This window comes from Modicisalibacter sp. MOD 31.J, from assembly GCF_020147985.1.
GTDB lineage: Bacteria > Pseudomonadota > Gammaproteobacteria > Pseudomonadales > Halomonadaceae > Modicisalibacter > Modicisalibacter coralii.
Window position 1 is genome coordinate 663956 of the sequence record NZ_JAGXFF010000001.1, and the last position, 26070, is coordinate 690025.

28 protein-coding genes are annotated in these 26070 nt (G+C 67.8%); 17 read left to right on the forward strand and 11 right to left on the reverse strand.

Going from position 1 to position 26070, the window contains the following annotated elements; genetic code table 11:
- Positions 1 to 23: 23 nt before the first annotated feature.
- Complete coding sequence (locus KGR00_RS02980) at positions 24 to 797, forward strand: enoyl-CoA hydratase-related protein (protein ID WP_129139107.1); 774 nt, start codon at positions 24 to 26, stop codon at positions 795 to 797.
- Positions 798 to 828: 31 nt separating this feature from the next.
- Here the strand turns inward: KGR00_RS02980 and KGR00_RS02985 are convergent, their stop codons facing one another.
- Together KGR00_RS02985 and KGR00_RS02990 are read right to left on the reverse strand one after the other, a co-directional pair.
- A complete protein-coding gene (locus KGR00_RS02985; protein WP_129139108.1) occupies positions 829 to 1503 on the reverse strand; it encodes a 2OG-Fe(II) oxygenase in 675 nt (224 codons plus the stop codon).
- Between the two features lie 46 nt (positions 1504 to 1549).
- Positions 1550 to 2185 (reverse strand): CoA pyrophosphatase, encoded by a 636-nt coding sequence (locus KGR00_RS02990; RefSeq protein WP_129139109.1) that lies wholly within the window; start codon positions 2183 to 2185, stop codon positions 1550 to 1552.
- A gap of 81 nt (positions 2186 to 2266) precedes the next feature.
- Here KGR00_RS02990 and KGR00_RS02995 point away from each other — a divergent pair, with 81 nt between their 5' ends.
- Entirely contained in the window at positions 2267 to 2824 is a 558-nt protein-coding gene (locus KGR00_RS02995; protein WP_129139110.1) for an NUDIX hydrolase, read from the forward strand.
- A gap of 115 nt (positions 2825 to 2939) precedes the next feature.
- Here the strand turns inward: KGR00_RS02995 and KGR00_RS03000 are convergent, their stop codons facing one another.
- Positions 2940 to 3251 (reverse strand): NGG1p interacting factor NIF3, encoded by a 312-nt coding sequence (locus KGR00_RS03000; protein ID WP_224417713.1) that lies wholly within the window; start codon positions 3249 to 3251, stop codon positions 2940 to 2942.
- 111 nt (positions 3252 to 3362) lie between these two features.
- On the opposite strand from KGR00_RS03000, the gene ftsB reads away from it, so the two are divergent.
- The 13 genes from ftsB to KGR00_RS03065 all read left to right on the forward strand — a co-directional run bounded on the left by ftsB (position 3363) and on the right by KGR00_RS03065 (position 15126).
- Positions 3363 to 3704, forward strand: a complete 342-nt coding sequence (gene ftsB / locus KGR00_RS03005; protein WP_129139112.1) for a cell division protein FtsB — start codon at positions 3363 to 3365, stop codon at positions 3702 to 3704.
- Complete coding sequence (gene ispD / locus KGR00_RS03010; protein WP_224417712.1) at positions 3701 to 4429, forward strand: 2-C-methyl-D-erythritol 4-phosphate cytidylyltransferase; 729 nt, start codon at positions 3701 to 3703, stop codon at positions 4427 to 4429. Before ftsB ends, ispD begins: the two co-directional genes overlap by 4 nt.
- A complete protein-coding gene (ispF, locus tag KGR00_RS03015) occupies positions 4429 to 4914 on the forward strand; it encodes a 2-C-methyl-D-erythritol 2,4-cyclodiphosphate synthase (protein WP_275423112.1) in 486 nt (161 codons plus the stop codon). Before ispD ends, ispF begins: the two co-directional genes overlap by 1 nt.
- On the forward strand, positions 4907 to 5965 hold the full coding sequence (locus KGR00_RS03020) for a tRNA pseudouridine(13) synthase TruD (protein WP_224417710.1): 1059 nt from the start codon (positions 4907 to 4909) through the stop codon (positions 5963 to 5965). Before ispF ends, KGR00_RS03020 begins: the two co-directional genes overlap by 8 nt.
- Positions 5966 to 6044: 79 nt before the next feature.
- Positions 6045 to 6800 (forward strand): 5'/3'-nucleotidase SurE, encoded by a 756-nt coding sequence (gene surE / locus KGR00_RS03025; protein ID WP_129139115.1) that lies wholly within the window; start codon positions 6045 to 6047, stop codon positions 6798 to 6800.
- Positions 6760 to 7452, forward strand: a complete 693-nt coding sequence (locus tag KGR00_RS03030) for a protein-L-isoaspartate(D-aspartate) O-methyltransferase (RefSeq protein ID WP_224417709.1) — start codon at positions 6760 to 6762, stop codon at positions 7450 to 7452. The genes surE and KGR00_RS03030 overlap by 41 nt, the downstream gene beginning before the upstream one ends.
- 31 nt (positions 7453 to 7483) lie before the next feature.
- A complete protein-coding gene (locus tag KGR00_RS03035) occupies positions 7484 to 8413 on the forward strand; it encodes a DUF368 domain-containing protein (protein ID WP_224417708.1) in 930 nt (309 codons plus the stop codon).
- A 2-nt stretch (positions 8414 to 8415) separates the two neighbouring features.
- The gene (locus KGR00_RS03040) at positions 8416 to 9621 is read left to right on the forward strand and encodes a peptidoglycan DD-metalloendopeptidase family protein (protein WP_224417707.1); all 1206 of its coding nucleotides are present in this window, start codon (positions 8416 to 8418) and stop codon (positions 9619 to 9621) included.
- A gap of 241 nt (positions 9622 to 9862) precedes the next feature.
- Positions 9863 to 10837: an RNA polymerase sigma factor RpoS gene (gene rpoS, locus KGR00_RS03045; RefSeq protein ID WP_129139118.1), complete on the forward strand. Its 975-nt coding sequence runs from the start codon at positions 9863 to 9865 to the stop codon at positions 10835 to 10837.
- Positions 10838 to 11024: 187 nt separating this feature from the next.
- Positions 11025 to 12503 carry a TolC family outer membrane protein gene (locus KGR00_RS03050; RefSeq protein WP_224417706.1) on the forward strand — a complete coding sequence of 493 codons (1479 nt, stop codon included), beginning with the start codon at positions 11025 to 11027 and terminating at the stop codon, positions 12501 to 12503.
- Positions 12504 to 12656: 153 nt separating this feature from the next.
- Positions 12657 to 13757 carry an alanine racemase gene (gene alr, locus KGR00_RS03055; RefSeq protein WP_129139120.1) on the forward strand — a complete coding sequence of 367 codons (1101 nt, stop codon included), beginning with the start codon at positions 12657 to 12659 and terminating at the stop codon, positions 13755 to 13757.
- 193 nt (positions 13758 to 13950) lie between these two features.
- Entirely contained in the window at positions 13951 to 14865 is a 915-nt protein-coding gene (gene lpxL, locus KGR00_RS03060) for an LpxL/LpxP family Kdo(2)-lipid IV(A) lauroyl/palmitoleoyl acyltransferase (RefSeq protein WP_224417705.1), read from the forward strand.
- Between the two features lie 105 nt (positions 14866 to 14970).
- The gene (locus KGR00_RS03065) at positions 14971 to 15126 is read left to right on the forward strand and encodes a DUF1328 domain-containing protein (RefSeq protein WP_129139122.1); all 156 of its coding nucleotides are present in this window, start codon (positions 14971 to 14973) and stop codon (positions 15124 to 15126) included.
- Positions 15127 to 15132: 6 nt separating this feature from the next.
- Here the strand turns inward: KGR00_RS03065 and KGR00_RS03070 are convergent, their stop codons facing one another.
- The 5 genes from KGR00_RS03070 to KGR00_RS03090 form a co-directional block, all read right to left on the reverse strand.
- The gene (locus KGR00_RS03070; RefSeq protein WP_129139123.1) at positions 15133 to 16461 is read right to left on the reverse strand and encodes a DUF2254 domain-containing protein; all 1329 of its coding nucleotides are present in this window, start codon (positions 16459 to 16461) and stop codon (positions 15133 to 15135) included.
- 113 nt (positions 16462 to 16574) lie between these two features.
- Positions 16575 to 18236 (reverse strand): energy-dependent translational throttle protein EttA, encoded by a 1662-nt coding sequence (ettA, locus tag KGR00_RS03075; protein ID WP_129139124.1) that lies wholly within the window; start codon positions 18234 to 18236, stop codon positions 16575 to 16577.
- Between the two features lie 111 nt (positions 18237 to 18347).
- Positions 18348 to 18545 (reverse strand): hypothetical protein, encoded by a 198-nt coding sequence (locus KGR00_RS03080; RefSeq protein WP_129139125.1) that lies wholly within the window; start codon positions 18543 to 18545, stop codon positions 18348 to 18350.
- A 136-nt stretch (positions 18546 to 18681) separates the two neighbouring features.
- Positions 18682 to 19116, reverse strand: coding sequence for a PAS domain-containing protein (locus tag KGR00_RS03085; protein ID WP_129139126.1), 435 nt, complete (start codon positions 19114 to 19116; stop codon positions 18682 to 18684).
- 116 nt (positions 19117 to 19232) lie between these two features.
- Complete coding sequence (locus KGR00_RS03090; RefSeq protein ID WP_224424114.1) at positions 19233 to 20552, reverse strand: MFS transporter; 1320 nt, start codon at positions 20550 to 20552, stop codon at positions 19233 to 19235.
- Positions 20553 to 20637: 85 nt separating this feature from the next.
- Between KGR00_RS03090 and KGR00_RS03095 the strand changes: the two genes are divergently transcribed.
- Positions 20638 to 20916, forward strand: a complete 279-nt coding sequence (locus KGR00_RS03095) for a SelT/SelW/SelH family protein (RefSeq protein WP_224417703.1) — start codon at positions 20638 to 20640, stop codon at positions 20914 to 20916.
- A 108-nt stretch (positions 20917 to 21024) separates the two neighbouring features.
- On the opposite strand, the gene KGR00_RS03100 is transcribed toward KGR00_RS03095, so the two are convergent.
- Complete coding sequence (locus KGR00_RS03100) at positions 21025 to 22023, reverse strand: zinc transporter ZntB (RefSeq protein ID WP_129139129.1); 999 nt, start codon at positions 22021 to 22023, stop codon at positions 21025 to 21027.
- A gap of 110 nt (positions 22024 to 22133) precedes the next feature.
- On the opposite strand from KGR00_RS03100, the gene KGR00_RS03105 reads away from it, so the two are divergent.
- Positions 22134 to 23033 carry a DMT family transporter gene (locus tag KGR00_RS03105; protein WP_224417702.1) on the forward strand — a complete coding sequence of 300 codons (900 nt, stop codon included), beginning with the start codon at positions 22134 to 22136 and terminating at the stop codon, positions 23031 to 23033.
- On the opposite strand, the gene KGR00_RS03110 is transcribed toward KGR00_RS03105, so the two are convergent.
- Together KGR00_RS03110 and KGR00_RS03115 are read right to left on the reverse strand one after the other, a co-directional pair.
- Positions 23027 to 24370: an alginate export family protein gene (locus tag KGR00_RS03110; protein WP_224417701.1), complete on the reverse strand. Its 1344-nt coding sequence runs from the start codon at positions 24368 to 24370 to the stop codon at positions 23027 to 23029. The genes KGR00_RS03105 and KGR00_RS03110 overlap by 7 nt on opposite strands.
- Positions 24371 to 24626: 256 nt before the next feature.
- Complete coding sequence (locus KGR00_RS03115) at positions 24627 to 26066, reverse strand: amidase family protein (protein WP_224417700.1); 1440 nt, start codon at positions 26064 to 26066, stop codon at positions 24627 to 24629.
- Positions 26067 to 26070 lie beyond the last annotated feature (4 nt).

Genomic DNA, 26070 nt, shown 5'->3' on the forward strand with positions numbered 1-26070 from the left:
TTCCCGACTCACGGAGGTGTGTGATGAGCGAGGCATTGGTACGACTCGACGAGCAGGCCGGAGTGATCCGGCTGACCCTGAACCGGCCCAAGGCGCTCAACGCCTTGAACAGCGAGTTGATCGGCGAGCTGGATGCGACCCTGGCGGAACTCGAGACGCGCCGCGACCTGCGCGCCGTGCTGATCACCGGCGCCGGCGACAAGGCCTTCGTCGCCGGCGCCGACATCGCCGAGATGCGCGACAAGACCCCCGAGCAGGCGCGCCGCTTCGCCACCCAGGCGCTGGCCACCGTCAAGCGCCTGGAACGGCTGCCGGTGCCGGTGGTGGCGCTGGTCAACGGCTTCTGCCTGGGGGGCGGTTGCGAGCTGGCGCTGGCCTGCGACTGGGCGGTGGCCAGCGACAATGCGATCTTCGGCCAGCCCGAGGTGGGGCTGGGGGTGATCCCCGGCTTCGGCGGCACCCAGCGCCTGCCGCGACGCGTGGGGCCGGCGATGGCGCTTGACCTGATCACCACCGGGCGCAAGATCGACGCCGCCGAGGCGCTGCGCATCGGCCTGGTCAATCGCGTGGTGCCCCAGGGCGAACTGGACTCGCTGGCCGAGGAGTTGGCCGGTCAGTTGGCCGGTAACGGGCCGCAGGCGGTGCGCGCCGCCAAGCAGGCGATCCACGACGGTCAGGGCCAGGGGCTCGACAACGCCCTGGCGCTGGAGACCAGCCTGTTCGCGCTGGGCTTCGCCGGCGACGAGCAGAAGGAGGGCATGAGCGCCTTCGTCGAGAAGCGCAAGCCCGACTTCTGAGCCGGGGCCCGGCCGGCTGGATGCCTGCGGGTCAGCGCGCCGGGTCGATGGTGCCGCCCAGCGAGGCGTTGCGCCGGAACCAGCCGGCGATGCTGGCGCGCGGGTGCCGGGTGGGCAGCACGGCATGCGGTACCCGGTCGGAGAGAAAGCACACGAAGGTCCCCGCCTCGGGGCGCACCCGGGTGAGTTCGCGGGTCGCGTCGTCGGTGGCGTAGATCGCCATCTCGCCGCCCCCGTCGGCGGGCCAGTCGGGGGTCAGGTAGAGCACCGTGGAGACCACCCGGTTGGCGCGGCCCTGGAAGCTGTCGAGATGGGTACGGTAGAAGCTGCCCGGCGGGTAGTGGGCGAAGTGGGCCTCGAACTCGAACAGCCCCAGGTACAGCGCGCGGTTGATCTGGCGCTGCAGTTCGGCCATCAGTTGCAGATAGTCGCGCTGGGCCTGGCTCTCGCGGGTCAGCCAGTGAATGGCGTCGCCGCGGATGTCGCGGCGCAGGCGGTGCTGATCGCCGCGCCCGATGCCGGCGGCGTGCAGGGCGTCCGCCGCGGCGAGAGTACGGATCTCGTCGTGCAGGGCCCGACACAGGCCGGCGTCGACGATGTCGCTGCCCACGAAGTAGCCGGTTTCCACCAGGCCATCGACGAGCCGGTTCAGCGCGTGGGCGTCGAGCGTGACCCGCGAGGCGGGGGAGGCGTCGGAAGACGGCATCGGCAAGGTCTCTCGCAGACAGGAAATGGCACGGTCAGGCCGGAGGTCAAAGATCGACGTCGGGCACCGGTCTGGCCCGCTCCGGGCGATAGCGTAGCTCGCCGCCGGGTGGGGCGCTATCCAGACTCACCGGCCGACCGAAGCCCTCGGCGAGCAGTTCCACCAGCATCATCGCCGACAGCCCCCAGATCACGTGCCCCTGGGCCTGGTAACTGGGCACGTAGCGCCTGTGTTCACCGACGGTGATCACGTCGGTATGGCTGCGCCGGTCCTCGAGGAACAGCGTCAGCGGCACCTCGAAGATGGTGTCGAGCTCGCCGAGCTGGGGGCGCAGCGGCAGGTCGGGCGGGATCACGCCGACGAAGGGGGTGACGCGAATGCCGTGCAGCGAAATGACATCGCTCAACCGCCCCAGCAGGCGTACCCGGTCGGGCGGCAGCGCGATCTCCTCGCGGGCCTCGCGCAGGGCCGTGGTCAGCAGGTCCGGATCCTGGGGTTCGCGCTTGCCCCCCGGGAAGGCGACCTGGCCGGCGTGCTGCTTGAGATGTCCCGCCCGGCGCGTGAACAGCAGCGTCGGCGCCGGGCGTTCGACGATGGGGATCAGCACCGCGGCCTGGGGCAGGGCGAGGCCGGTCTTGCGCGGCGTGTGCGCTTGCAGGCGCTCGTGAAGTTTCTCTAACATGGACATCTCGCGGGTTTCGTTCCTTTTATTACCCAGCCATCGCGAGGGCGTCAATGCCTTCGTCTGCCGCCCGAGGTGCCGATGAACTTCTGCAGTCATTGCGGTGCGCCCGTCCGCTTCGCGATTCCCGAAGGCGACGACCGACCGCGCTATCTATGCGACGCCTGCGGCAGCATCCACTACCAGAACCCGCGTATCGTTGCCGGCACCCTGCCGATCCGCGACGGCCAGGTGCTGCTCTGCCGGCGTGCCATCGCGCCACGCTACGGCTACTGGACCCTGCCGGCGGGCTTCATGGAGAACGCCGAGACCACCCTCGAGGCCGCCGCCCGGGAGACCCTCGAGGAGGCCCGCGCCGAGGTCAGGATCCATGACCTCTATACGCTGATCAACCTGCCGCACATCGATCAGGTCTACATGATCTTCCGCGCCGACCTGACGGGAGACTTTGCCGCCGGCCCCGAGAGCCTCGAGGTGGCGATGTTCGATGAAGACCAGATCCCCTGGGACGAACTGGCCTTTCCGACCATCGAGCGCACCCTGCGCCACTATTTCAGCGATCGCCGCCACGGGGTGTTTCCGCTGCACATCAGCGACATCGGCCCGGAGGATCGGGAACGCTACTTCGGCAGTGCCTGATCGCCACGGCAATGCCCCCTCCTAGGGTGGCGGTAACGGGTGGGAGCGAACTCGTTCGCGACGAATTCGCCATCCAGCCCACCGCTATCGGGAATGAATTCCTTCCCACGGCAGACTACAAATCCTCCAGCTTCCAGACCTCGTAGGCCGGCTCCTCGTAGGGGTGCGCGGCCTTGAGCGCGGCCACCGCGTCGCGGATCAGCGCGTCGGCGCAGACCAGCTCCACCTTGAGTTCCAGGACACGCTCGAGATCGCCGACCCGGCCGATGTGCGGGTCGGCGCCCGCCAGCGGGCGGAACTGGCCGAGGCCACGGGTCTGGAAGCAGCAGGCCTCGTAGTCGCCGATACGTCCGGCGCCGGTGGCGAAGACCGCTTCCTTGACCGGCTCGGCGTCGCGGAGGGGCACGAAGAAGGCGAGCTTGTACATGGCAGACTCCTTGTCATGACGATTTTCGCCACGGCACGACGGCCGTCGGCAAGTCGGCTGTCATGATGGCATAATGCGCTCCTTCGCCTCGACTGGAAGGGATGTCCCCCGATGCTCAAGTGGCTCGCCGTGGTCCTGGTCGCGCTGCTCGGCCTGCTGCAGTACAGCCTGTGGCTGGGTGAGGGCGGGGTGGGCGAACTCGCCCACATCCGCTCGCGCGCCGACGCCATGGCCGATCAGAATCAGACCCTGCGGGCGCGCAACCAGCGCCTGGCCGCCGAGGTCGTCGATCTCAAGAACGGTCTGGATGCGATCGAGGAGCGCGCGCGCAGCGACATCGGCATGGTCCGCCGGGACGAGCAGTTCTTCTGGGTGCCCGGCGTCGCGGTGCCCGACGGCGACGCCCCCTCGGGTGAGCGCCAGCCCGAGCCGGATACGGAGAGCGCGCCATGAGCGAGCGTCTCTGGCTGGTGGTACCGGCGGCCGGTCGCGGCCGGCGCATGGGGGGCGCGTGTCCCAAGCAGTATCTCACCCTGGGCGGGCGCACGATCATGGCCCGGACCCTGTCACGGCTGCACGCGGCCTTTCCCGAGGCCCGCCTGCTGCTCTGCCTGGACAGCGACGACAAGCGCGTCGACGCGGCGACGGTGCCCTTCGCCGGCTGGCGGCGGGTGGACGGTGGTGCCGAGCGCGCCGATACCGTCTCCCGGGCGCTGGCGGCGATCGCCGACGAGGCCGATGCCGAGGACCTGGTGCTGGTCCACGACGTCGCCCGTCCCTGTGTCCATCCCGACGACCTGACGCGGCTGCGCGAGGCGCTCGTCGACGAGCCGGTGGGCGCGCTGCTGGCGGCGCCGGTGGCCGACACCATGAAGCGTGCCGATGGCGTCGGGCGCGTCGCCGCCACCGAGCCCCGCGAGGGCCTGTGGCACGCACTGACCCCGCAGGGCTTCCGCTTCGGCCTGCTGCAGCGCGCCTTGGCGCATGCCCGCCGCGAGGGTCTGGCGGTCACCGACGAGTCCTCGGCCGTCGAGGCACTGGGCCTCTCGCCGCGACTGGTCGCCGGACGGCGCGACAATCTCAAGATCACCCATCCCGAAGACCTCGGCCTGGCGGCGCTGATTCTCGCCGCCCAGGATGACGAGGCCTCACGGACTCTCGGAGAGACCCCCGCATGATGCGAATCGGCCATGGCTTCGACGTGCACCGCTTCGGCGACGGCGACCATCTGATGATCGGCGGCGTGCGCATCCCCCACGCGCAGGGATTCGTCGCCCATTCCGACGGCGACGTGCTGCTGCACGCGCTGTGCGATGCGTTGCTCGGGGCCTGCGCGCTCGGCGACATCGGCCACCACTTTCCGGACGACGACCCACGCTGGGCCGGCGCCGACAGTCGCGAGCTGCTGCGCGACGTGCTCGGCCACGTCGCGGCCGCCGGCTATCGGGTGGGCAACGTCGATGCCACGGTGATCGCCCAGGCGCCCAGGCTCGCCGGGCACATCGCGGCGATGCGCGAGACCATCGCCGGCGATCTGGGCGTGACGCGCGACGCGGTCAACGTCAAGGCCACCACTACCGAGCGACTGGGCTTTACCGGACGTGGCGAGGGCATCGCCGCCGAAGCGGTGGTATTGCTCGAGCGGGAATCGGCGCATGACTGAAGCGCCCGCCATCGCCACGCCGGCCTGGCCCCCCGACTGGCCCCGCGCCCACGGCGCGCCGCTGGCCCCGGGCGACTACCGCGCCGCGGCCGAGGACTTTCTCGTCGAGGAGTGCCTGGGTTTCGAGCCGGAAGGGCAGGGCGAGCACCTGTGGCTGTGGGTGGAGAAGCGCGACCTGACCACCGTCGAGCTGGCGCGGCGGCTGGCCCGCGCCTGTGACGTATCGCCGCGGGACATCGGCTATGCCGGCATGAAGGATCGCCTCGCCGTCACCCGCCAGTGGCTGTCGGTCCACCTGCCGGGGCGCGAGGCGCCCGCCGATCTCGAGACCCGTCTGGGCGACACGCCGGCGCGTGTGCTGGCGATCTCGCGCCATCCGCGCAAGCTCAAGCGCGGCGTGCATCGCGGCAACCGCTTTCGCCTGCGCATCGGCGGGGCGGTCGTCGATCACCCGGGGTTGGCCGAGCGCTGGGCGGTGCTGTGCCGCGAGGGCGTACCCAACTATTTCGGCCCCCAGCGCTTCGGCCCCGAGGGCCGCAATCTGTTCCGGGCGTGTGGCATACTCGCCAGGGGCTGGCGCAAGCGCGACGACCGTCAGGGCGTGCTGTTGTCCTGCGCACGCAGCTACCTGTTCAACGAGCTGCTGGCCAGGCGCCTGCGGCAGGGCGACTGGCCCCGGGCCGTGCCGGGCGACGTGATGATGCTCGACGGCACGCGCAGCCAGTTCGTCGCCGACACGGTGGACGACCCGCTGCGTTCGCGGATCGCGCGACTCGACGTCCATCCCACCGGGGTGCTGTGGGGCGAGGGCCGGAGCGTCGCGGCGGATGACGCGGCGGCCTACGAGCGCTGGCTGGTCGAAACGCACCCGGGGCTCTGTGCGGCGCTGACGCGCAGCGGCGTGCGCCTGGCGCGACGGGCGTTGCGGGTGGCGCCCACCGAGGCATCGCTGGAGGTAGTGGATGATGGCGTGGTGCTGGGCTTCGCGCTGCCGCGCGGGGCCTTTGCCACCGCGGTGCTGCGTGAGCTGATCGCTCACCCGACGCTCTAGGCGCTTTCGACGGCCCCGGGAGCCGGGTTGCGGCTACCCCGGCCGCGGATGGACGAGTCTCGACCAACCAGGAGGAACGATGCGCAAACTGCTGCTCTCCAACGACGACGGCGTGCACGCGCCGGGGCTCGCCGCGCTCTACCAGGCGCTCAGCGTCCACGCCCGGCTGCGCGTGGTGGCCCCCGACCGCGACAAGAGCGGTGCCAGCAACTCGCTGACGCTGTCGCGCCCGCTGGCGCTGACCGCCCTCGACAACGGCTTTTACAGCGTCGACGGCACCCCGGCGGACTGCGTCTATCTGGGCGTCAACGGGGTCTGGGACGAGAAGCCCGACCTGGTGATCTCGGGCATCAACCACGGCGGCAACCTGGGCGACGACGTGCTCTATTCGGGGACCGTGGCCGCCGCCATGGAAGGGCGCAACCTGGGCATGCCGGCCATCGCCGTGTCGCTGGTCGGCACCCACCACTTCGAGACCGCCGGGCGCGTCGCCGCCAGCCTGGTGGGCGCGGCGGACTCGCTGTCCCTGCCGCCGCGCAGCCTGCTCAACGTCAACGTGCCCGACCTGCCCTGGGAATCGATCCGCGGCTTCCGGGTCACCCGCATGGGCTATCGCGGTCCGGCGCAGCGCCCGCTGGAGGTCAGGGATCCGCGCGGGCGCGTGCGCTACTGGATCGCCCCGGTCGGCGAGAACGCCGACGACGGGCCGGACACCGATTTCGCCGCGGTCGAGGCGGGTTACGTCTCGATCACCCCGCTGCACACCGACCTGACTCGCCACACGGCGCTGAACGATGTACAAGGCTGGCTGGATGCGCTGTCACGACTCGCATGAACTGAGCGGCATCGGCATGACCTCGCAGCGCACCCGCGACCGCATGGCGGGTCGGCTGGCCGAGGCGGGCATCACCGACGCCCGGGTGCTCGACGTGATGGCCCGCGAACCGCGCCATCTGTTCCTCGACGAGGCGCTGGCGCATCGTGCCTACGAAGACACCTCGCTGCCCATCGGCCACGGTCAGACCCTGTCGCAGCCGTGGATGGTCGCGCGGATGAGCGAGCTGGTGGTGGCCAGCGGGGCACGTCGGGTGCTGGAGATCGGCACCGGCTCCGGCTACCAGACGCTGGTCCTGTCGCGGCTGGTCGAGGCGGTGTGGTCGCTGGAGCGGATCCGGATCCTGCAGAACCGGGCGCGCATGCGACTGGCCCGGCTCGGGGTGCGCAACGTGCGCCTGCGACTGACCGACGGCGCTCACGGCTGGCCCGAGGCGGCGCCCTTCGACACCATCCTGCTGACCGCTTGTGCCAGTGAACTTCCCGTCGCGCTGTTGTCGCAATTGAGCGATTCGGGAACCCTGATCGCCCCGCTCGAGGACGCCGACGGCAACCAGTGGCTGACGCGGGTCGTGCGGCGTGGCGACGGGTACGATCATCAACGCCTCGAGCGCGTGCGTTTCGTGCCATTGCTCGAGGGCGTCATTCGATGAAAGGAATCATATCGGTGAAAGGAGTCGATCGTTGAAGCGAGGGCTGTCGCTGTTCTTCAAGGGCGCGGGCATGGGCGCCGCCGACGCCGTGCCGGGCGTTTCCGGAGGCACCATCGCCTTCGTCACCGGCATTTACGAGGAATTGATCCACTCCATTCGCCGCTTCGGCCCCGACGCCTGGGGCGCCTGGCGCGATGGCGGCTGGCGGGGGCTGGCGATCCACCTCAATCTGAGCTTTCTGCTGCCGCTGCTCGCGGGGATCGCCGCCAGTCTGGTCAGCGTCGCGCATCTGGTCACCTACCTGCTGGCGGCCTACCCGATGCTGCTCAACGCCTTCTTCTTCGGGCTGGTGGTCGCCTCGGCCGTGGTGGTGATGCGCCACATCAGCGGCTGGCGGCTCTGGCACGTACTGCCGCTGGCCGCCGGCATGCTGCTCGCCCAATGGCTGCCCGGACTGATGCCGGCGCTGGCGGGGCTGGGCGGGCTCAAGCTGACGGTGGCCGGGGCGATCGCGATCAGCGCCATGCTGCTGCCCGGCGTCTCGGGCAGTTTCCTGCTGCTGACCATGGGCCTCTACGGCACCGTGATGGAGGGCATCAAGGGGCTGGACCTGGCATTGATCGCCCAGTTCGGCATCGGCTGTCTGTTCGGGCTGATGACCTTCTCGCGGGTGCTGTCCTGGCTGTTTCGCCACTATCACGGCGCGACCCTGCAACTGTTGATCGGCTTCATCGTCGGCTCGTTGCCGCAACTCTGGCCCTGGCGGGAGATGACCCGCTATCAGTTGGGGCCCGATCAGCAGGTGATCCCCCTCGACTATCGCTATCTGCTGCCCGGCGACTACACCGCATTGACCGGCCAGCCCGCGCAGATCTGGGCCGTGATGGCGCTGATGGCCGTGGGCCTGGTGCTGGTGCTGGTCGTCAGCGAGCGTTCCACGACCTCTTTCAAGGAGCAATGAACATGCGCAAGGTCTTTCTGATTTCCGCGCTGTCGCTGGCAGTGGCGGGGTGCGCCTCCTCCGGCGGGGCGCCCCAGGTCAACGATCTGTCCATCAGCCGCAACCAGAACCCGCCCCAGACGGTCACCGTGGAAAAGGGCGATACCCTCTACGGTATCGCCTGGCGCAACAACATGGACTTTCGCGAGCTGGCGCGCCTCAACGGCATCACCCCGCCGTATCGCATCCAGCCCGGCGAGACCCTGCGGCTCGACCCCGATGCGGATGTCCGCCAGGCCGCCGGCACGAAGGCCAGCGCCATGGGTAACCAGGCCGCCGTGGCCACGACCGAGGATGGCGCCGCCACGGCGGGGACGCAGAATCCCGACTGGCTGGTGCCGGACAATCAGACGATCCAGCGCAACCAGCGCCTGACCGGCGATCAGCCGGGGGACGCCGGTACGCCCAGCGGCCAGTCGCTGGCGGCGGCCGCGACCGCCGGCGGCAGCGAAGGCCCGGGCCCGATCTACAATTACGGCAGCCCGGGCGCCGACGGCTCGCTCAGTGCGCACGATCGCGCCGAATCCAAGGCGCTCGCCGAACAGCGGGCCAAGACCCAGGCCGGGCAAGAGGCCGGCGCGGCGGAAGAACCCCGGGGCCAGTCATCGGCGGCGCAGCCGGCCCAGGAAACCGCCCCGACTGACACGGTTTCGTCATCGACGCCGAGCGACAATGCGCCCCAGGCGGGGGATGCCGACAAGACCGGTTCGAACACTCGATCGACCGATGCCGGTACCGCGGTGGCCGGCGGGGCGAGCGCGCCGACGCAGTCGCAGCGCACGTACAAGCCGGTGTCCGACATCCCCTGGCAGTGGCCGGTGGATGGCAAGGTCGTTGGACGTTTTAGTGATGAATCTAACCTCACGGCCGGCATTGATATCGCCGGACAAAAGGGGCAACCTGTCAGGGCGGCCGGGCCCGGGATCGTGGTCTACGCCGGAGACGGCGTCCGCGGCTACGGCAATCTCATCCTCCTCAAGCACAACGATCACTTCCTCAGTGCCTACGCCCACAACGACAGCCTGAGAGTCAAGGAAAACGATGTGGTCAAGGCCGGAGAAGTGATTGCCACGATGGGCAATTCCGATGCCGACAGCGTCAAATTGCATTTCGAGGTTCGCAAGGATGGCCAACCTCAGGACCCCCTCGATTACCTGCCATCGCGCTGATGAGAGCGGCTTCCGGGCTGACGCCTCGGAGCCGCCCTTCGAGGGGCCGATCGCTAGGGGAGTCGCGTTTCCGCCGTGCCACGTCTCGGCGGTTGGTGGATGACGTGTGCGGGAGCTGACGACTCGCCGATATTCAGGGACGGACGACCGACGCGTTCGGTCGCCCCAGACAGGTCGATAACAATAACTACGAGCCGGTCAACGGCTGCATTTTCGAGCAGCAGACTAACGGGGTAGCGATATGAGCATGCTTGAACGGGACCTTCAGGATGTGGATCTCAATGAGACCGACGACGGTGTCGAGGTCATTGACGATTCGGCGGATACCAAGGAAGAGGAAGCCTTCGAAAAGGCGCTGAACCGCGAGGAGAACAACTACCACCAGAGTCTGGATGCTACCCAGATCTATCTCAACGAGATCGGGTTCTCCCCCCTGCTGACGCCGGAAGAGGAAGTCCATTTCGGGCGTCTCGCCCAGAAGGGCGATCCGGCCGGACGCCAGCGAATGATCGAGTCCAACCTGCGACTGGTGGTCAAGATCGCCCGGCGCTATCTGAATCGCGGCCTGTCGCTGCTGGATTTGATCGAGGAGGGCAATCTCGGCCTGATCCGGGCGGTCGAGAAGTTCGATCCCGAGCGTGGGTTCCGTTTCTCCACCTACGCGACCTGGTGGATTCGCCAGACCATCGAGCGGGCGCTGATGAACCAGACGCGCACCATCCGCTTGCCGATCCACGTGGTCAAGGAACTCAACATCTACCTGCGCGCGGCACGGGAGTTGACCCAGAAGCTCGATCACGAGGCGACCGCCGAGGAGATCGCCGAATTCCTCGACAAGCCGGTGAACACGGTCAAAAAGATGCTGGGGCTCAACGAACGTATCTCCTCGGTCGACTATCCGCTGGGCGGCGAGAGCGACAAGCCGCTGATCGAGACCCTGGCCGACGAGAATGAAAGCGGTCCCGAGTCCTCGCTGGTGGATGTCGACGTCAAGCAGCACGTCGACGACTGGCTGGCCGAGTTGACCGACAAGCAGATGGAAGTGGTGATCCGCCGCTTCGGGCTGCGCGGGCACGAGGCGGCGACCCTGGAGGAGGTCGGCGAGGAGATCGGTCTGACCCGGGAGCGGGTGCGTCAGATCCAGGTCGAGGCGCTGAAGAAGCTGCGGCGCGTGCTCGAGAAGCAGGGCCTCTCGCTGGACGCCATATTCGAGTGAGACGGCTTCCGCGAGGTCGTACCCGCGCGCCAGGCGCGGGTATCTTTTAGACAGCGCACAACGCGGGCCGAGCGCCCGCGTTCGTCGTTGGGGCCTATACTCGGTTTTGCATTTGATTCGCAAGCTAACATGCGGCATCGTATGTATAATGCCTGCATCCCTGCTTGCCCGTAGAAAGGAAAATTCGATGTCGTCTCGAAACGCTATCCTGGCGGGTGCCCGCCGCGTACCGGGCGCTCGTTTGCGCCTCCTGCCGTTGCTGGTGGCCGCCGCGCTGTCCTCCCAGGCCCAGGCCGCCGATCTGTGGTCGATCGCCCGCGACGCCCTCGACAACAACGCCGATCTGGCGTCCTCCCGCGCCACCTACCAGAGCGTCGAGGAAGCCCGCAACGTCGAGCGTGGCGACCTGCTGCCGCAGATCGACGCCACCGCCACCGCCGCCAACCATCGAACCTTCGAGAGTCAGTCGAGTGCCGCGGGTGGTGGTGGCGGCGCCGCTGGCGGGATCAGCGACGACGACTACAACTCGGCGAGCATCGGTGTCGAGGCGACCCAGGCCTTGTTCGACGCCACCAACTGGTATCAGCTCAAGCGCAGCGAGAACCAGATCGACCAGCAGGCACTGACGCTGGAACAGACCCGGCAGCAGACGCTCTACGACGTCGCCAACGCCTATTTCCAGATCCTCCAGGCGCGTGACATCCTCGCCGCGCGAGTCGCCCAGGAAAAGGCCATCGGCCGCCAGCTCGAGCAGGCCAAGGAGCAGTTCCAGGTAGGCCTGATCGCGATCACCGACGTCCACGAGGCGCAGGCGTCCTTTGACCTGGCCCGTGCCCAGCGCATCGCCGCCGAGAGCGACCTGCAGGTCAGCTTCGAGGCCCTCGAGCGCCTCACCGGCAAGCGCTACGACTCCATCGAAGGGCTGTCCGACGATCTGCCCATCGAATCGCCCGAGCCCGGCAACCGTAACGCCTGGGTCTCGCTGGCCATGGAGAACAACCCCACTCTGCTGGCGACCCGCGAGGGCATCGACATCGCCCAGGACAGCGTCGACATCGCCCGCTCCGGGCACCTGCCGACCCTCGGCGCCTATGCCGACTACAACTACTCGGACAACGACGTCGATTACCTCGAGGGCCACAATTCCGGGGCGGAAATCGGCCTGCGCGCCAACCTGCCGATCTTCCACGGTGGCAGCACCAGCGCCCAGGTCCGCAGCAACAGCTATCAGCTCGAGGCCGCCCAGTACGACTTCGAGTCGCAACGCCGTCAGACCACCCAGCAGGTGCGTTCGCTCTATACCCAGGTGGTTAACGACGTGCAGAGCGTCGAGGCCCAGCGTCAGGCGATCGTCTCCAACCGCAGTGCTCTCGAGGCGACCCGCTCCGGTTACGAGGTGGGCACGCGCAACATCGTCGACGTGCTGCAGGCCGAGCAGAACCTCTACGACGCCCAGGCCAGCTACGCCGAATCGCGCTACACCTACGTCACCGACCTGCTCGCGCTGCGTCGCGAATCGGGGATCCTCGACATCGGCGCGCTGCGCACGCTCAACGACTGGCTCAAGGCCGACCAGACCGTGCGCCTCAACCTCCCCGAAGGGGCGGGCAGTGACGACGCCATGATGGATATCGGCGAGCCGCCGGTGCCGCCCTCCGAGCAATAACGGCGTTTCCCGCCGGCATTCCGGAAGACGTACCGCCAAGGCGTGTGAAACCAGTGGGTATTGCTGGTTTTGCGCGCCTTTTTGGTGGTTCCTTGGGTGAAATCGCCGGGCGTTTTGCCAATAATGGGCTTTTCATTCAGGGAGTCACCGACCATGGCCCGGCCGCTGGAAGCCGTCATCGATCTCGAGGCGTTGCGCCACAACTATCGTCTGGCCCGGGATCTCGCCCCGGCGAGCCGGGCGCTCGCCGTGATTAAGGCCGATGCCTACGGGCACGGCGCGGTTGCCTGCGCGCAAGCGCTCGAGGGTCTGGCGCCGGCCTTCGCCGTGGCCTGCCTCGAGGAGGCCGAGCGGCTGCGCGAGGCGGGAATCGCCACGCCGATCGTGCTGCTCGAGGGGATCTTCAGCGCCGACGAGCTGGCGCGCGTCGACGCGCTGGGCCTGTGGACCGCGGTGCACAGCGACTGGCAGGTCGAGGCGCTGCTCGCTCATCGCCCGCGTCGCCCCATCCCCACCTGGCTCAAGGTGGATACGGGCATGCATCGGTTGGGCTTTGCGCCCGAACGCGCTGCGGCGGTCTGGGAACGCCTGGCTGCCGCGCCGGCGCACGTCACCGACCTGCATCTGATGACCCATTTTGCCACCGCCGATGCCCTCGACCCCGACTATTTCGCCCGCCAGATGCGGGACGTCGACGGCCTGGCCGAGCGGCTCGGCGCGCCGACCTGCCTGGCCAACTCCCCCGCCACGCTGGCCTGGCCCCGGGCGCATGGCGCCTGGAACCGGCCCGGGGTGATGCTCTACGGCAGCAATCCGCTCGAGGGCGACAACGACGCCGCCCGGGAGCTGCAGCCGGTGATGACCCTGCGCTCGCAGATCATTGCCGTGCGCGAGATCGAACGCGGCGAACCGGTCGGCTATGGAGGGCGCTGGGTCGCGCCGCGGCGCTCGAGGATCGGCGTGATCGCGGTGGGCTACGGCGACGGTTACGACCGTCATGCCGCCGACGGCACGCCGGTACTGGTCGACGGGCAGCGCTGCGGCCTGGCCGGCAAGGTATCGATGGACATGGCGACCGTCGATCTCACCGACCTGCCCGAGGCGGGCATCGGTAGCCGGGTGGTATTGTGGGGCCGCGACGACGGCGGCGAGGTGCTGTCGGTGGACGAGGTCGCCACCCACTGCGACACCATCAGCTACACGCTGCTGACCGGCATCCTGCCGCGCGTGCCGCGCCACTATCGAGCAGTATGAAAGCCCAGCGCGGCGGGAGTGGCTGGCCCCGTCAGCGGGGCCGTGGGGCTGGTTCATCGCGAACGAGTTCGCTCCCACAGTAGCCAGCCAACCTGGCGGGAGGGAACTTGTTCCCGACGCCATCCCGCTGCGCTGACGCCTTTCGTCTCGATGGGTAAACTAGGCCTTTTTCCAGCAGGACATCCGCGTTTCCATGACCGATTCCACGTCACCGCCGTCGTTCGCCCACCCGCGTTACTGGCCCACCTGGCTGGCCATCGGCCTGATGCGTCTCGGCGCCTGGCTGCCGTGGCGGCTCAAGCTCGTGGTGGGGCGGACGATCGGCTGGCTGGCCTGGCGCTTCGGCAAGCGGCGCCGACAGATCACCGAGATCAATCTGCGGCTGTGCTTTCCCGAACTGAGCGAGGCCGAGCGCGACCGGCTGGTCAAGCGCACCTTCCTCGCCAACGGCATCGGCATCCTCGAGACGGCCACCGGCTGGTGTCGCGATCCCGAGCATCTGCGTCACCGGGTCACCTTTCGCGGCGAGGAGCACATGCACCAGGCGCTGGCCCGTGGCAAGGGCGCGCTGATCATCGGTATCCACTTCTCGACGCTCGATCTCGGCGGGGCGCTGCATTCGCTGTATTTCCCGGCCGACGTGGTCTATCGCCCCCACGACAACCCGCTCTTCGAGCGCTTCATGACCCGGGCGCGTTCGCACATCTTCGGTCGCGCCATCGATCGTCGCGACCTGCGTGGCGTGGTGCGACGCATCAAGGCCGGCCACGCGGTGTGGTATTCGCCGGATCAGGACTTCGGCCGCGAGGCCAGCGTCTTCGCGCCGTTCTTCGGCGTCGAGGCGGCGACCATCAAGCTCACCGCCAAGATCGCGCGGATGACCGGCGCCCCGGTGATGCCGCTGATTTTCCACCGCAATCCGGACGATCGCACCTACACCCTGGAATACCTGCCGGCGCTGGAAGACTTTCCCAGTGGCGACGAGGTCGCCGACGCCACGCGCATCAACGCGGTGATCGAGGCGGCGATCCGTCGTCATCCCGAGCAGTATCTGTGGCTGCACCGCCGCTTCAAGACCCGGCCGCGCGGCGAGGCCAAGTTCTACTGAAACGCCCATCGCCTTGACGTATCGGTATTTCCTGACGATTCTCATGTAGCGTGACCGGCCCTTTCGGTCACAGGGATCATCCACTCGCTACAAGGACGAACGAGCATGCTCAACTACGCGATCATCTTCCTGGTCATTGCCATCATCGCCGCCGTGCTGGGCTTCGGGGGTATCGCCGGCGCCGCCGCCACCATCGCCAAGGTCCTGTTCTTCGTGTTCCTGATCCTGTTCATCGTGTCGCTGATCCGCAGCCGGCGCTGACTGGCCTCACTCGGAGGGTGCCGACAACAAGGCCGGCAAGACCAGTCGATGGTCGCCGGCCTGCAGCCTTGTCGTGATGAAGTGACGGTCCAGCGCGTCCTTGGCGGCCGTTTCGAGAGCCAGGACGACGCGGTCCGCATGGGCCTGAATGGCCGCATGCTCCTTGTCTTCCGCAAACAGCGACAAGGTTTTCAAGGCCTTGAGCAGGGCGAGGCAGATACTCACGTCATCGCGACCGTAATGGAGGATCGGCGAGAACAGCCGGTACAGCAGGCTGTCGAAGGACTCGATCTCCCAGGTGACGAGCGCACGCCCCTCGGCGTTGGTCAGGGTATTGCAGGGCACCAGTTTCAGGCGCCGGCAGAGCAGTTCGGTCAATTGATGAAGACATAGCCGAGCTGTCCCGGGGTCATTGATGCCGGGCGACAGTGCCTTGATGGCGATCTCCATCAATTGTGTCAGACCATTGATATACAGATCCTTGACCGACTCCCCCTGCACATAGACCAGCTCGCCGAGCACCGCTTCGTCGAAGGCCTCGGAAGGCTGGGCGATATCGATCCGGAACAGTGGAAACGCCTCGACGGTGTAGTCGCCGAAGGTGAAGTTGAGGTGGATGCACGCGCCATGGCGATCGGCGAGCTTGGCAAGGGCCTCGAGATCGGCGTTCTGGATATAGCCGCTCTGGCGTGCCTGTATCCAGTGCCCGTGCGTGGCGACCGGCAGTCGCTCGCGATACTGCCAGTGCGATCTTTCCTGCAGTGTCTCCAAGCGCTGGAGGGAATGGCGCGTGGCCTGGTGCAGGCCCTGTAGGATGGCATTGATCTGCACCGACTGTGACGCGTTGTGGATGAAATACACGAACAGCGCCAGGCAGTGGATGACCATGGCCACACCCAGATAGGTCCCCATGGAGCGCCACAGGCTCGGCGTTTCTCCCTTGAAGGGCACCATCAGCAGAATCAGGATGAACAGAATGGTGCCGAGATAATGGCCCAGTACGCGCTGATGGTGGCGTTCGGTGATCAGGCCGAACACCAGCTTGTGGGAAAAGTTGCCCCCGGCCTGGGAGAGCACCGTCATGACCATCGAGAAGCTGAACACCATCATCGAGATCATGCCGGCGATGAGTGTCGAGAGCAGGGCGCGGGCGGTCTCCGGCTCCTTGAAGCCGAGCCATTCCAGGGCTTCGGGCAAGGCGGCCTCCGGCACCCTGGGGCCCACCGCGATGACCCCCAGCACCAGATAGATCAGGGCCAGCTGGCTCGGCAGGTAGGCGATGCTCTGTCGGAAGCGCATGAAGAGCCTGAAGGGCCCGGTGAGCATGGCATGCATCGGTACGTCCTTGCGGTAAGGGGCGGCCTGGTGGTGCCTCGTGGGCCCCCCGGCCAGTCAAAAAAGGCCCCGACGCGATGCGCCGGGGCCTGTTTCTCGGGGTCGAGCGTCTCTCAGGCGTCGATGCGCTTGTACTTCATGCGGTGCGGCGTGTCGTTGCCCACGCGCTTCTTGTGATCGGCCTCGTAGTCGCTGTAGTTGCCCTCGAAGAACACCACCTCGGATTCACCCTCGTAGGCGAGGATGTGGGTGGCGATACGGTCGAGGAACCAGCGATCGTGCGAGATCACCAGGGCGCAGCCGGGGAAGGCCAGCAGGGCCTCCTCGAGGGCGCGCAGGGTCTCGATGTCGAGATCGTTGGAGGGTTCGTCGAGCAGCAGCACGTTGGCGCCCTGCTTGAGGGTCTGGGCCAGCTGCAGGCGACCGCGCTCGCCGCCGGAAAGGTCCGCCAGGCGCTTCTGCTGGTCGTTGCCCTTGAAGTTGAAGCGGCCCACGTAGGCCCGCGACGACACCTCGTAGCCGTTGATGTTGAGGATGTCCTGGCCGTCGGACACCGCCTCCCAGACGGTCTGCTTGTTGTCGAGGGCGTCACGCAACTGCTCGACGTAGGCGATATCGACGGTGTCACCGATCACCACCTCGCCGCTGTCCGGCTGCTCGCTGCCGTTGATCATGCGGAACAGCGAGGACTTGCCGGCGCCGTTGCCGCCGATGATGCCGACGATCGCCCCCTTGGGGATCTGGAACGACAGGTTCTCGAACAGCAGCTTGTCGCCGTAACGCTTGGTGACGTCATGCAGCTCGATCACCTTGTCGCCGAGCCGCGGGCCGGGCGGAATGTAGATCTCGTTGGTCTCGTTGCGCTTCTGGAAATCGCCGGACTGCATCTCCTCGAAGCGGTTGAGGCGCGCCTTGCTCTTGGCCTGGCGGCCCTTGGCATTGCTGCGTACCCACTCGAGCTCCTGCTTGATCGCCTTCTGGCGGGAGGCTTCCTGCTTGGCTTCCTGCTCGAGGCGTTTCTCCTTGGCTTCCAGCCAGTTGGAGTAGTTGCCCTCGAAGGGGATGCCCTGGCCGCGGTCGAGCTCGAGGATCCAGCCGGCGACGTTGTCGAGGAAGTAGCGGTCGTGGGTGATCGCCACCACGGTGCCGGGGTAGTCGTGCAGGAAGCGCTCCAGCCAGGCCACCGATTCGGCGTCGAGGTGGTTGGTCGGCTCGTCGAGCAGCAGCATGTCGGGGTTGGACAGCAGCAGCCGGCAGAGTGCCACGCGGCGGCGCTCGCCCCCGGAGAGCACGCCCACGTTGGCGTCCCAGGGCGGCAGGCGCAGCGCTTCGGCGGCGACCTCGAGCTTGCGCTCCAGGTTGTGGGCGTCGGCGGCCTCGATCAGGTTTTCCAGGCGTGCCTGCTCGGCGGCCAGGGCGTCGAAGTCGGCGTCGGGCTCGGCGTAGGCGGCATAGACGCCATCCAGTTTTTCCTGGGCGTCCTTGATGGCGCTGACCGCTTCCTCGACGGTCTCGCGCACGCTCTTGCTGTCGTCGAGTTCCGGTTCCTGCGGCAGATAGCCGATGTTGAGTCCCGGCATCGGCCGGGCCTCGCCGGTGTACTCGGTGTCGACACCGGCCATGATCCGCAGCAGCGTCGACTTGCCCGCGCCGTTCAGGCCGAGCACGCCGATCTTCGCGCCGGGGAAGAAGGACAGCGAGATATCCTTGAGGATCTCGCGCTTGGGGGGCACGACCTTGCCCACCCGATTCATGGTGAAGACGTATTGCGCCATGGAAATCCGGTCAGTTGGGGATGAACGATGGTCCCCGATGATAGTGGGGGCAAACCGGAAAGGCCAGTGGTGGCTCGGGGAGGCATCCGTTGCCGCCCCGGTCCGGGAGGATTACTCCTCCTCTTCTTCCTCGTCGTCGACGAGCCAGTCGTCCTCGATGGCGCGTTTCAGGCGGCGCTCCTCGAGCAGTGCCTCGACCTGACGGCGGACGCGCAGCGTATCGCCGCGGCTGGCACGCGGACGGGAAAAGTGCTCGTCGTTGACGGCGTCCAGGAATTCCTGTTCTTCGATGAAGGATTCACGGCTCATGATGACCTCCCATGACCGCCGGGCTAGCGGAATGACATCTCGATGATGCCTGCTCGCTATATAGCGTCAGTCGCCGCTGGGTACAAGAGGGGAGGGCTATTTAATTCAGGGGGCCGCGAGGCCCCCTGAACGTCGGTCAGCCGGCGTCGCGCCCGCTTTTGAGTGCCTCGAGTTCGTCGAGTGTCTCGACGAGCTGGGTGACGTCCTTCTGAACGCCGATGAAGTAGGTCAACTGGTCCTGCTCGTCGAACATCGGGGTGATCGACAGCTCGTTGTAGAACAGCGAACCGTCCTTGCGGTAGTTGCGCAGGATCTCGCGGCAGGGGCGTCTTGCCGCCAGCGCCTCGCGGATGCGCCCCAGCGCCGGCTGGTCGCGGTCGTCGCTCTGCAGGAAGCGACAGTCACGGTAGAGGATCTCATCGGCGCTGTAGCCGGTGAGCCGCTCGAACCCCTGGTTGACGTAGATCAGGATGTTCTCGTCGCCCTCCTGCTCGGCGACCACGATGCCATCGGCCGAGGCATCGACGATCCGTTCGAGCAGTCTGGCGTCGATCATCGGGGGTCTTTTCATGCGTGGTGCTGTCCTTGGGCTGCTGGCGGGGGCGACTCGCCCCGATTCGAGTTTTTCACAATCATGGGCATAGCGCCGCGCGATTTCAACGCGCCAGGCTCGCCGACGCCGCTCTCTCAGGCGGCTTCGACCTCGGGCAGACGATGCGCGCAGAGACCGGCGGCCAGCGCGCACAGTGCCAGGATCGTCAGCAGGCCGTCGCTGCCCAGCCACTGGGCCAGCACGCCGAAGAGGCCGCCGACGATCAGCATCAGCACGCCGGTCAGGGTGTTGGACAGGGCCACGTAGAGCGCCCGGTTCTCGGCGCCGGCGAGATCGACCACATAGGTCTTGCGGCCCAGGCGGACTCCGTCATGAGCGATCACCAGCGCCCCGTAGGCCAGGGCATAGGGCCACACCGTCTCGCTCCATGCCCCCGGCGCCCAGGCGATCGCCGCGGCGGCCAGGCAGCACACGGCGGCGCCCAGCCCTGCGTCGCGCATCACCTGCCGGCTCGAGGCATCGGCGCGCTTGCCCCACACCGGGCTGGCCAGCATCCCGGCGATACCCGAGACCACGATCAGCACGCCCAGGCCGCCCAGGTCGGTGCCGCTCTGGCGCTGGCCGAGCAGGGCGATGTAGGGCAGCGCCAGGGCGCTCGACAGCAACAGTGCGCGGGCCAGGTTGAACTGCAGGAAGGCGCGATCCTGGCGCAGACGGGCGATCCCCTCGCCGAGACTCTTCCAGGCGTTCTTGCCGCCCTCGGTGGCGCCGAGTTCCTCGCGAATCATCGCCGCCGCGCCGGCGTTCACCAGCCAGCCCAGGGCGGCGACCGCCAGCAGCACGGCCAGCGCGGTCTGGCTGGGTCGGTCGTCGAACAGCATCAGTACCGCCCCGGCCAGCAGCGTGACGCCACCGGCGACGCTGCCGCTCCAGCCCATCAGGTTGCCGCGGCGCTGCTTGGCGATGGTCTTGCCCATCACGTCCTTGGTGGCGATGGAGGACAGCCCGCGAGCCAGTGACAGGGCGACCAGCACCGCCAGCACCAGCGCCCCGCCGAGCCCGCCCCGGCCGAGCAGTGCCAGCACGGCGAGCAGGGCCGCGCAGAAGGCCTGGAGCAAGGCGCCGATCACCCAGATCCATTTGCGCTGGGGCAGGCCCCGGGCGACCCCGGCGATCAGCACCTGCGGCAGCAGGGCGCCGGCCTCGCGGATCGGCACCAGCAGGCCGACCATCCACACCGGGGCGCCGATCGCCCCCAGCAGCCAGGGCAGCACCAGTCTGGCGCTGGCCAGTTCGTCGGCCAGCTTGTTGCCGAGCGACGCCAGCAGGTGGCGAAAGAAGTTGCCCGGCTGCTCCCGGCAGGCCGTGTCGGAAATGTCCTTGCACATCCGGCTGTCTTCGTCGCCGGTCAGCCATTCGTAGAGACGGGTCTGGCTGATGGGGGGTTCTGCCATGTCACGGTTCCCTCGTCCAAAGGATTCGTCGCGTCGTGGACGACGCTTGTTATCATCGGGCCATCGATCACACGGGAGTGCCACCATGGCCAGAATCCGCATCCATTATTGCACGCAATGCCACTGGCTTCTGCGCGCGGCCTGGTATGCCCAGGAACTGCTGTCCACCTTCGGCGAGGATCTCGAGGAAGTCGCTCTGGCGCCCAGCCACGGCGGGCATTTCGAGGTCCTCTACGACGACGCGACGCTCTGGGAGCGCAAGCGCGACGGCGGCTTCCCCGACATCAAGGAACTCAAGCGCCGGGTCCGCGACCGGCTCGATCCCGAGCGGGATCTAGGACATACCGATCGCCCCAGAAGCTGACAGATGTAAGCGTTGAGCGGTAAGAAAACGCCAAAACCCTAGGTTCGATTCTCTCCAAGCCGTTTGCGATCTGGCTTACGGCTTACGGCTTACGGCTTACGGCTGCTCTTACCACCACCGCTTGCGCTTGAGCAGCGCCATCACGCCGACGCCCAGGACCAGGGTGAGCAGGATGAACACCGCGAAGCCGTAGGGGCTGTTGGCGCCGGGGATGCCGCCGACGTTGACGCCGAGCAGGCCGGTCAGAAAGCTCAACGGCAGGAACACCGTGGTGATGATGGCGAGCATGTACATGCGCTGGTTGAGCTGTTCGTTGTGCTGGCTCCACAACTGCTCCTGGATGATCAGCGCCCGCTCCTGCATGGCGTTGAAGTCCTCGACGTAGCGCGACAACTGGTTGGCGCTCTCGCGGATCGAGACCTTGCTTTCCTCGTCGAGCCACAGTGGCCCCTGGGCGAGCTGCGCCAGGCAGTCGCGCTGCGGACCCATGAAGCGTCGCAGGGTGATCAGCGGCCGGCGGATGCGCGTCAGGTCGTCGGCGTTGAGGCTGTCATCGTCGGACAACTGGGTGTCCTCCAGCTCGGCCATGCGCTCCTCGAGCTGATGGGTGACGTCGCCCACCTGGTCGACCAGCGTCTCGACCAGCCAGGCGAGCAGGTCGGGGATCGATATGGCGCCTTCGCCGGCGTTGATCTGCTCGCGCACCACGTTGACCGCGTGCAGCGAGCGGCGGCGCAGGGTGATCAGCCGCTTGGGGGTCACCCAGACGCGCAGCGAAATCAGGTCGTCCGGGGCGGCGCCGGGATTGAAGTTGATGCCGCGCAGGGTGGTCACCACGCCGCGCCCGAAGCGGGCCACGCGCGGCCGGGTGTCGGCTTCGAGCAGCGCCTCGACTACCGCCTCCTCGAGCCCGGCCACCGCCTCCAGATAATCGGTGACATCGCCCTGGCGAAAGTCCAGGTGCATCCATAGCGGCGCGTTGTCGCTGTCCCAGGCACGCCGCAGGGCGTCATCGTCGAGTTGCTCGCCGCCACCACGGCCGTCGAGCCGGTAGGCGGTGACGAGCGCGCTGGCACTGGCGGGGACGGGGGGCGTCGATGTCGCCATGGGCACTCCTCTGGCCGGGGGCGAAGGGGTCGTCAGCGGCGAACGGCCCGGTTAGTCTGTCCGGCTCATCCTAATGGACATTCAGTCCTAGGCGGAACAGAGGAGTGGCCATGACCCGGGATCAACGAGCGATGCTCTACGGCGTGGGGGCGGTGGGCCTGTGGTCGACGGTGGCCACCGCCTTCAAGCTGGCGCTGGCGCGGATGACGCCGGCCGAGCTGATGTGGATCGCCGCGCTGGTCTCCTGGGCCTTGATCGGCGCACTGGTGATCCATCGCGGTCAGTTGATGACGGCGTTGCGTGGCGGCTGGCGCACCGCGCTGTGGGCCGGATTGATGAACCCGGTGGCCTACTACCTAGTGCTGTTCGCCGCCTACGACCGGCTGCCCGGTCAGGAGGCGATGGCGCTCAACTACACCTGGGCGCTCGCCATGGCGTTCCTCGCGGTGCCGATCCTCGGCCAGCGCCTGACCCGCCGCGACGTGCTCGCCGGGCTCGTCGCCTACGCCGGGGTGTGGACCATCGCCACCCGGGGGCGGGTACTCGACGTGGCCTTCGCCGACCCGCTGGGCGTACTGCTGGCACTGGCCTCGACGCTGCTCTGGGCGCTCTACTGGCTGCTCAACGCCCGCGACCACCGCGAGCCGCTGGTCGCCCAGTGGCAGAACTTCAGCGTCGGGCTGCCGGTACTCACCGCCGTGGTCGCGCTGGGGCCGGGCTTTGCCTGGCACGGCTGGGCCAGTCTCGGCGCCGGCGTCTACGTGGGGCTGTTCGAGATGGGCTTCGCCTTCGTGCTCTGGCAGATGGCGGTGCACCAGGTCTCGCGTACCGCCAAGGTCTCCAACCTGATCTTTCTCTCGCCGCCGGTGTCGCTGCTGCTGCTGCACCTGGTGGTCGGCGAACCGATCCTGATCTCGACCCTGGTCGGGCTGGTGCTGATCCTCGTCGGGCTGGGGCTGCAGCAGATGCAGCGTGCCCCCGCCGAGCCGTCGCCGGGCGAGCGTCAGTAGTGGTAGGCCACGAAGAACTCGAGCGCACTGAACGGATCGTCGTCGGCGAAGACGTCCCGCGCCCCGGCGCGCGGCGAGACCCGGCTGTAGGCCAGGGAGGCGTACCAGTGCGGGTCGGGCAGCCAGTCGAGATAGAGCGTGGTCTCGTCGGCGAAGCGCCGGTCCGCCACGGGCCGCCCCTGGTAGTTGGCCTCGTCGAGCCAGAACTGATAGTGAATGGCACCCAGGGTCCAGTGCGGGTCGAGCGCCAGCGTGGCCGAGAATTGCTGGACGTTCTCGTTGGTGTTGAACAGCAGGTAGTTGCCGACCACATCGCCCACCAGCCAGGTGCCCCAGTCGGTATAGCCCTTGCTCAGCGCGTCCCAGGCGCTGCGGGTGCCGTCGCCGGGGGTGGCGTCGCCGGAGAAGTGGGTGTAGCGGTAGCCCAGGGTCGGGGTCAGTGGCGCCGCGGCAAAGCGGTAATCCGCCTGCGCGTACCAGGCCGTGGCATCGTAGTCGACGCCATGGCCGTCGCCGAGCTGGCGGGCGTATTCGCCGGAGACGCGCAGTGATGGCAGGCCGGGGAAGGGGATGTCCATCGCGCGCAGGTTGTAGACGCGCATGCCGTCGCGATCGAGGCTGGCGGCGGGGCGATCCAGGGTCTCCACCGCCATGACCATGGCGCCCAGGGTGGCGCCGCTGGCGCCCAGGCGATAGTCGGCATTGATCCCGCGCAGCCGGTAGTCGCCCTGATCGTCGTCGCTCTCGAGGCTGAACAGCGCCGCCGACAACGGCTCGGCGTTCCAGCGCAGCACGGCGCTGTCGCGAAAGGCGGTGCGCGCGCCCATCCAGTAACCGCCGTCGTCGAACAGGTCCAGATTGCCGTCCATGACGATGAAGCCGTTGCCCACCCGGTAGTTCTGTCGGCCCAGCGTCAGGCGCCAGTCGCGCCATTCGACGCCGGCGTAGGCTTCTTCCACGGCGGTTCGGCCGTCGCCGCCATGGGTGAAACCACCGGCATCGCCGTCACCGAAGGTCCGGCTGCTCATCAGCGATCCGCTGGCCAGCAGCGCCCAGTCGCCATCGAGGGCGTAGCGCAGGCTCGCCCCGGGCTTGAGGTAGGCTTCCTGCCAGTCGGCGGCGTCGCCGGTGTTTTCCTGCCGGCGAAGGTCGACCCGGCCGTCGCCGAAGTTGACGTTGCGGCTCCACAGGGCGGCGCCGGCCGCGTCGAAGGTGACGTCGCCGCTCAATGCACCGCGTTCGAAAGTCGCGCCGGCCAGGGCACTGCTCACGGGCAGCGTCGTCAGCACAGCGGTGAAGGCCAGCCTGGTGGCCAGTGGGGTATCGATGGTCGTCATGTCGGTGGTCTCTCGGTGGTTGGCGTTGTTGTCGAAGACACGGGGGTTCGGCCCCGCTCCGGGGAGCGGGGAACATCGAATCGGCAGGGTTAAGAACCCTTTCATGACCGGTAGATGGAGTGAGATTCTCCGGCGGCAGGACGTCGCGAGGGCGCTGTAAACCCCTCCCTGGGCGCTACCTTTGCCATCCATGGCAAAGGACCCTCGCTTTGTCCTGCCACCGGCGCTCACCATCAGAGGGTTTGGAAATGAGCTCTTAGGAGCGTCGGTGCGCGAAGTCGGGGCGCTGGCCCGCCATGATCGGCGTGGGAGAGCGGGTTTCCAGCGCGGCGGCGATGCGAAACGCCACCGCGTCCGCGTAACGCGGCGCCACGATCTGCATGCCGATGGGCACGCCGTTGGCGGCCATGCCGATCGGCATGTTGAGCACCGGGTGACGATTGAGCACATTGAACGGGTAGGTCAGCGTGCACTGGGTCAGGCCCTGCCGGGCTCGCCCATCGACCGTCAGGGTGTCCCGGCTGTGGTCGTGGTCGGCGGGGATGTCGGCGGTGACCAGGGTGGGGCAGATCAGCGCCTCGAAGCCGGCGCCGTAGACCCGTTCGTGCAGCGTCGCGTGCAGGCGGTCGGCCTGATGCCAGTTGTCGAGTTCGTGGCCCATATCCAGTTCGTGGCCCTCGTCGAGCAGTTCCAGCAGGTAGGGCGAAATCGCCTCGCGCGGGATGTCGGCGTACAGCCGCCGCAGCAGGTGGCCCGACTGGTAGCGGTAGTGCTGCATGGCGATGTCGCCGATGGCCGCCGTGAAACCGATATCGACGCTTTCCACCTCGGCACCCAGGGCGCGCAGATCGTCGGCCGCGGTCGCCAGCGCGCGGCGCATCTCGGCGTCCACCTCGAGATAGCCCAGGTCCGGCGACAGCGCGATGCGCATGCCGGCGAGCCCCGCCTGGCGTTGCGGGATGGTGTAGGCGGGCAGGGCGTTCATGTCCTGCGGGTGGGGGCCGGCGAGCAGGTTCTGGATCAGGATCAGATCGTCCACGCTGCGGGCCAGGGCACCGCCCTGGGCATACTGCTCCTGGTTCCAGGGCGAGACTTCCGGCACCCGGCCCCAGGGTGGCTTGAAGCCCACGTTGCCGGTCATCGCCGAGGGAATGCGGATCGAACCGCCGATGTCGCTGCCGGTGGCCACCACCGTGGTGCCGGCGGCCAGCGCGGCGCCACTGCCCCCCGAGGAGCCGCCGGGGGTGATCGCCGGGTTCCACGGATTGCGGGTCACGCCCCATTGCTTCGACCAGGTGACGAAGGCCATCGACATCTCCGGCGTCGCCGTACGGGCGTGGATGATGGCGCCGGCATCGAGCAGCCGCTGCACCAGCGGGTCGGTGTAGTCGGCGACGAAGCCGTCGAGCGCGGGGGAGGCGTTGGAGGTGCGCTGACCCGCGACCATCTGTTCGTCCTTGACCGCCACCGGCAGGCCCTCGAGCGGCCGCGCGGTGCCGTCGCGCCAGGCGCGTTCGGCCTGCCGGGCCTGCTCGCGGGCCTCGTCGAAGTAGGTGAAGGTGAAGGCGTTGATCAGCGGCTCGACCTCCCGGGCGCGCTCGATCAGCGCGTCCAGCAGGGTCACCGGGGAGAGGCTGCCGTCGGCGAAGCGGGTCAGGCAGTCACGGGCCGAAAGGTAGTGGAGTTCGTCGTGCATTGGA

Excerpts from the sequence above, each read along its gene's own strand:
- KGR00_RS02980 (WP_129139107.1), top strand. The coding sequence starts at position 24 with ATGAGCGAGGCATTGGTACGACTCGACGAGCAGGCCGGAGTGATCCGG.
- KGR00_RS02985 (WP_129139108.1), bottom strand. The coding sequence starts at position 1,503 with ATGCCGTCTTCCGACGCCTCCCCCGCCTCGCGGGTCACGCTCGACGCC.
- KGR00_RS02990 (WP_129139109.1), bottom strand. The coding sequence starts at position 2,185 with ATGTTAGAGAAACTTCACGAGCGCCTGCAAGCGCACACGCCGCGCAAG.
- KGR00_RS02995 (WP_129139110.1), top strand. The coding sequence starts at position 2,267 with ATGAACTTCTGCAGTCATTGCGGTGCGCCCGTCCGCTTCGCGATTCCC.
- KGR00_RS03000 (WP_224417713.1), bottom strand. The coding sequence starts at position 3,251 with ATGTACAAGCTCGCCTTCTTCGTGCCCCTCCGCGACGCCGAGCCGGTC.
- ftsB (WP_129139112.1), top strand. The coding sequence starts at position 3,363 with ATGCTCAAGTGGCTCGCCGTGGTCCTGGTCGCGCTGCTCGGCCTGCTG.
- ispD (WP_224417712.1), top strand. The coding sequence starts at position 3,701 with ATGAGCGAGCGTCTCTGGCTGGTGGTACCGGCGGCCGGTCGCGGCCGG.
- ispF (WP_275423112.1), top strand. The coding sequence starts at position 4,429 with ATGCGAATCGGCCATGGCTTCGACGTGCACCGCTTCGGCGACGGCGAC.
- KGR00_RS03020 (WP_224417710.1), top strand. The coding sequence starts at position 4,907 with ATGACTGAAGCGCCCGCCATCGCCACGCCGGCCTGGCCCCCCGACTGG.
- surE (WP_129139115.1), top strand. The coding sequence starts at position 6,045 with ATGCGCAAACTGCTGCTCTCCAACGACGACGGCGTGCACGCGCCGGGG.
- KGR00_RS03030 (WP_224417709.1), top strand. The coding sequence starts at position 6,760 with ATGTACAAGGCTGGCTGGATGCGCTGTCACGACTCGCATGAACTGAGC.
- KGR00_RS03040 (WP_224417707.1), top strand. The coding sequence starts at position 8,416 with ATGCGCAAGGTCTTTCTGATTTCCGCGCTGTCGCTGGCAGTGGCGGGG.
- rpoS (WP_129139118.1), top strand. The coding sequence starts at position 9,863 with ATGAGCATGCTTGAACGGGACCTTCAGGATGTGGATCTCAATGAGACC.
- KGR00_RS03050 (WP_224417706.1), top strand. The coding sequence starts at position 11,025 with ATGTCGTCTCGAAACGCTATCCTGGCGGGTGCCCGCCGCGTACCGGGC.
- alr (WP_129139120.1), top strand. The coding sequence starts at position 12,657 with ATGGCCCGGCCGCTGGAAGCCGTCATCGATCTCGAGGCGTTGCGCCAC.
- lpxL (WP_224417705.1), top strand. The coding sequence starts at position 13,951 with ATGACCGATTCCACGTCACCGCCGTCGTTCGCCCACCCGCGTTACTGG.
- KGR00_RS03065 (WP_129139122.1), top strand. The coding sequence starts at position 14,971 with ATGCTCAACTACGCGATCATCTTCCTGGTCATTGCCATCATCGCCGCC.
- KGR00_RS03070 (WP_129139123.1), bottom strand. The coding sequence starts at position 16,461 with ATGCATGCCATGCTCACCGGGCCCTTCAGGCTCTTCATGCGCTTCCGA.
- ettA (WP_129139124.1), bottom strand. The coding sequence starts at position 18,236 with ATGGCGCAATACGTCTTCACCATGAATCGGGTGGGCAAGGTCGTGCCC.
- KGR00_RS03080 (WP_129139125.1), bottom strand. The coding sequence starts at position 18,545 with ATGAGCCGTGAATCCTTCATCGAAGAACAGGAATTCCTGGACGCCGTC.
- KGR00_RS03085 (WP_129139126.1), bottom strand. The coding sequence starts at position 19,116 with ATGAAAAGACCCCCGATGATCGACGCCAGACTGCTCGAACGGATCGTC.
- KGR00_RS03090 (WP_224424114.1), bottom strand. The coding sequence starts at position 20,552 with ATGGCAGAACCCCCCATCAGCCAGACCCGTCTCTACGAATGGCTGACC.
- KGR00_RS03095 (WP_224417703.1), top strand. The coding sequence starts at position 20,638 with ATGGCCAGAATCCGCATCCATTATTGCACGCAATGCCACTGGCTTCTG.
- KGR00_RS03100 (WP_129139129.1), bottom strand. The coding sequence starts at position 22,023 with ATGGCGACATCGACGCCCCCCGTCCCCGCCAGTGCCAGCGCGCTCGTC.
- KGR00_RS03105 (WP_224417702.1), top strand. The coding sequence starts at position 22,134 with ATGACCCGGGATCAACGAGCGATGCTCTACGGCGTGGGGGCGGTGGGC.
- KGR00_RS03110 (WP_224417701.1), bottom strand. The coding sequence starts at position 24,370 with ATGACGACCATCGATACCCCACTGGCCACCAGGCTGGCCTTCACCGCT.
- KGR00_RS03115 (WP_224417700.1), bottom strand. The coding sequence starts at position 26,066 with ATGCACGACGAACTCCACTACCTTTCGGCCCGTGACTGCCTGACCCGC.